This window comes from Kamptonema sp. PCC 6506 (genome assembly GCF_000180455.1).
Lineage (GTDB): Bacteria > Cyanobacteriota > Cyanobacteriia > Cyanobacteriales > Microcoleaceae > Kamptonema > Kamptonema formosum.
Genome location: NZ_CACA01000179.1, coordinates 1 through 4,243 on the forward strand (window position 1 = coordinate 1; position 4,243 = coordinate 4,243).

5 protein-coding genes are annotated in these 4,243 nt (G+C 45.9%); 3 read left to right on the forward strand and 2 right to left on the reverse strand.

Annotation, left to right across the window (positions count from 1 at the left end):
- Positions 1–3 precede the first annotated feature (3 nt).
- Together OSCI_RS09650 and OSCI_RS09655 are read left to right on the forward strand one after the other, a co-directional pair.
- Positions 4–798: a YdcF family protein gene (locus tag OSCI_RS09650; RefSeq protein WP_019486821.1), complete on the forward strand. Its 795-nt coding sequence runs from the start codon at positions 4–6 to the stop codon at positions 796–798.
- A gap of 58 nt (positions 799–856) precedes the next feature.
- Complete coding sequence (locus OSCI_RS09655) at positions 857–1,084, forward strand: hypothetical protein (protein ID WP_007354748.1); 228 nt, start codon at positions 857–859, stop codon at positions 1,082–1,084.
- A gap of 69 nt (positions 1,085–1,153) precedes the next feature.
- Here the strand turns inward: OSCI_RS09655 and OSCI_RS09660 are convergent, their stop codons facing one another.
- Together OSCI_RS09660 and OSCI_RS09665 are read right to left on the reverse strand one after the other, a co-directional pair.
- On the reverse strand, positions 1,154–1,384 hold the full coding sequence (locus tag OSCI_RS09660; RefSeq protein WP_026103609.1) for a ferredoxin-thioredoxin reductase variable chain: 231 nt from the start codon (positions 1,382–1,384) through the stop codon (positions 1,154–1,156).
- Positions 1,385–1,610: 226 nt separating this feature from the next.
- Positions 1,611–3,545, reverse strand: coding sequence for a PP2C family protein-serine/threonine phosphatase (locus OSCI_RS09665; RefSeq protein ID WP_007354750.1), 1,935 nt, complete (start codon positions 3,543–3,545; stop codon positions 1,611–1,613).
- A gap of 286 nt (positions 3,546–3,831) precedes the next feature.
- On the opposite strand from OSCI_RS09665, the gene OSCI_RS09670 reads away from it, so the two are divergent.
- Positions 3,832–4,221: an NfeD family protein gene (locus OSCI_RS09670; protein WP_019486819.1), complete on the forward strand. Its 390-nt coding sequence runs from the start codon at positions 3,832–3,834 to the stop codon at positions 4,219–4,221.
- Positions 4,222–4,243 lie beyond the last annotated feature (22 nt).

The following is a 4,243-nucleotide window of genomic DNA, read 5'->3' on the forward strand; positions in this document are numbered from 1 at the left end:
AAAATGTTTTTATTCCTGTCTAAACTACTGCCTTTATTTTTCTATCCATTGGGATTAAGTTGTCTGTTAATAATTTTTGCTTTAGTAATGTTTTGGAAACGTCCCAGATGGGCGGCGGGGGCAATGGCCCTAGCACTAACTATTTTATTGACATTGAGTAATGGCTGGATTGCTCAAAATTTAGTGCGATCGCTCGAAACTCAAAATCTGCCGCCGACACCAATTCCCCAAACTAGAGCTATAGTAGTTTTAGGCGGTGGCATCAAGCCAGCTTTACCGCCTCGACCTTGGGTAGAAGTCGGCGAAGCAGGCGATCGCATCCTCTATGGATCTCAGCTTTATCGCCAAGGCAAAGCCCCCTGGCTCATTCTCAGTGGTGGTAGAGTAGAGTGGAAAGGAGGAGGCCCACCAGAGTCAGCAGACATGGCAGAAATAGCCCAAGCTATGGGCGTACCTACATCAGCTATTCTCCAAGATCCAACCTCTCTCAATACCTACCAAAATGCAGTTAATGTCCGCAAGATTTTAAAAGATAATAACATTCTAGGGCCGATTTTACTGGTAACATCAGCCTTACATATGCCGCGATCGCTCCTAATTTTCCAGCGTCAGGGAATAGAAACAATTCCCGCACCGACAGACTTTTCCATAACACAGCAGGATATGGAAGCATCTCAAAGTAGTTTCCAAGCTGTACTTTTAAATCTACTGCCAGATGCTTACAATTTACAGCAGTCAACAAAAGCCTTAAAAGAGTATATCGGACTAGCAGTATATCGGCTGCGGGGTTGGGTATAACTGTGTTAGCTTTGGGCTAATCAATACCAACCTTTGCCGCAGTAGGAACCTACAAATCATGTTTCCTCATGAATTGCGAAACATCGTCCCCGAACCGCCTGTACCCGCAGAAATTCTCAAACAGCATCAAATTACTAGGGAATTTTACCAAGAAGTAAAATATCGCCAGGAATTTGAGAGTTACTGCCAATGGTATTACAGCACAGCTAAGCAACACCAGCAGGAATTGCAGAAAATGCAAGGCGATTTTAATATTCTGGGATGGTTTCGCCGAGGAAAACGATAAGAAGGAAGAGGAATATGAGTTATGAATTATGAAATTGATTTATAACTCAAAACTCAAAACTTTCCCTCCTCAACTATTTTGAATGACTTCCACTTCATCCTCTTTGAGGTGTACCCTAAATTTTTTGTTGAACTGGACTTGAATAGGCAAGTTGGCACTTACGGGTCTGCCTTGCCATTCGAGAACTATCGCCACCACATCTCCTTCCATGCCCTTAAGATCGAAGGGTTGATTACGATGTTCGGGATGGTGGTAAACAACGACAGATTTTTGGATGCAAACGCGATCGCCAACTTTCATAGCTTTAAACTTAGTGTTATCTCTCTCACAGTCTCCACCAGCACCGATGCCAAGCACTAGGACTAGATTCGGACAATCTTTCTATTTTTACATACAACTACACAGATTCAGGGGTGAGAGTGTCAAGAAAATTAAGATAAATTCTCCCCTCTCCTCTGCTCCCCCTCTCCTCTGCTCCCCCGCTCCCCTGCTCCCCTGCTCCCCCGCTCCCCCGCTCCCCACTTCACTACTTAGTCGGCGAGGAAGTATTAGGGAACAAGGGGATTTGCTCATTTTTTTGTTCCGAGACTTGGCGATTGTGATACCATACAGCCCCAACACCTCCTACTAAAAGCAGCGCTAACAGCCCTAGCACAGGCACTAAGCTCTTCAATTTCTGCTGTCTTCGGGGGGATTTAGCTCCAACCGTTTCAGGGTACAGAAGTGCCTTAGAAGCTGCGGAAAGCTCAGATTCAAGAGTCTCTGTTGTATTGGGTAATTGAACTGGATTGAAGAACACCAACTTCTCTGGAGAAATCCGGCAATGAACGATGACCACCGATGTATTGTCATAACCATTTTTATCATTAGCCAGACGAATCCAAGACTGAATAGCTGACTGTAAAGAAATCTCGCCCTTTAACACGGCAGGTGCATAATCTGCCCAAGATTTTTCTACCCAATCATTATCGCTAAGACCGTCAGAACACAGCATTAACAAACCATCTTCTTCAACAATAAAACGCTGAATCGATGGATGCAGATATTCCCCTTCCCGCGTACCGAGAGCTTGGGTCAGGGCTCCCGCATCCGATCGCAATTGCGCCTCCCAATAGAGACAATGACCTAGACGGACTTCCCTAGTAGCCACGTCGTCATCGACAGTCAGGCGACAGCAACTATATTCAGTTAGCCAATAGGCGCGACTATCCCCAACATTAACTAAGTAGAGTTCGTGAGAATTATTTAATTGCTCGACATCTGAAGTTTTAACTTGCTGAGGTAACTGGAGAGCCATAACTAGAGTGGTTCCCATACGTTGCCTTAATTCTCGCCCTTGTTCGTTGTTTTGGGCAGCAATTACATTATTTACTACCCTAACGCTCTCTTCGAGTTGCCTGCTAACGACTTCTGGGGGAGTCAAATCTGGCTGTTGAGCTATTTCTACTAAGAGAGTTTGGATTAATGGTTTGAGGGACTCTACTGCCAGTTGGCTTGCTATCTCTCCGCCTTCGTGGCCGCCAACTCCGTCACAAACTATTGCTAGGTAAGGAATCTGTGGGTTGCGAGTGGGGGTTGGGATTTGGGGTAAATCTGAATTTTTAGGGTAATAGCTGTCTTCGTTGTGGTCGCGCTGAGGGCCTGTATCGGTGGCTCCAGCTATTTCTAAGTGTAGGGGTAATTGAGCGGCGACTTCGAGCAGTAGCAGATTGAGTTCTGGCGCGATCGCCTCTACAGTTGCCTCACTACGACGCAAAAGTATACAAATTTCTTCCAGTCCTTGTTGTACGGATGGTTGTGCTGCTTCTACCCAAGGAGTCCAAAGTTCTGCTAAATTTCGCAATGTTGGTTGAGATTTACCTCCGGGAAGCAGTTCCAACAACCGCACTCGCCAACCTTCAACCCGAATATTCTCGGCCGCCAGTAAGCTAGAAGCTACTCCCTCGGCGGATAGTGGAGCCCACAGTTGCAGAATTTGCCACAGCCAATAAACTTGACGAACTGCTGATGTTCCTAGCCAAGCTTCTACAATAGAAGGATGGAGGCGACCGATCGCATCTACTGGTGCATTTTCTAACAACAATACCTGTGGTGCTTCCTCCGATTCTCCTAGTTGACAAAAACCATAGACCTCTGGAACGTGAAGCCTTTCAGAGTATAAATGGAGGTAAGGAAGGATCGCATCAGGCAGTTGTTCGGGGGCGTTAGGGGGTTCTCCGGGTCTGGTATCGAGCCAAACTTGAGGCTCGATCGCAAAGTAGCGATCGCCGATTTCGCTACCCTGTGGTACTTGTTCTGCTTCTGGCCCTACTGCCCAAAGATACCTATAGATCAAATGGGTTTGGCAAGCTTCGCACTCCCGGCGGCCCAAGGAATTGCGAGGATTGGGACAGGCTAAGTTGGGGCAATAAATCTTTTGGGAAGAAAGGCTAATCATGTCAAAAATTTTGTCTAAAAACATTATAAAGTTATTTGCTTGAGAGAGCTAAATTACTGGATGTGAGAATAAACTGATTTTAGCCCCTATTAATTTCTCAAATGTATCCTCTACGTTGAAATTTTAGTTTGAGCCGTGCAGTATGGAGGTGACAGTAATTTAAGTTACTTAATCTCGAATACTTTTTATGAGTGCGATCGCGACAATGAACACCATCAGCTTATTTGCTGGGGTTGCTAATATCTCCACCCCGCAACCGATTTTATCTATATTCTCATCTCCTACCGAGCTCTGGTTGCTGGCGGGAGCCATGCTTTGCTTGGCGGAGCTATTTCTACCCACTGCTTTTGTAGCATTTATGATGGGATTGAGCGCTTTTGCCGTAGCTCTTGTATCTTTAGTTTTGCCTAACGTTAATTTGCAGGTGATACTGTGGATGGCATTCTCGGCAGTTTTTATACTGGGATCTCGTCGCTTAGTCCCAAAGCGCAACGCCAAAGTGCTTGAAGATGCTAAGGAAGCCGAAACTTTGACAGAAATTCCGGCTGGAGGTACGGGAAGAGTGATTTATCAGGGTAACTCTTGGCGAGCTCGTTGTGCAGATGATGCTGTCGCGATCGCACCCTCCCAGAATGTGATTGTAGTAGGGCGAGAAGGTACTACCTTGATTGTGATGCCAGAATACCTGCTGCATTCTTGAATAGGGGCTAGGGGCTAGGGGA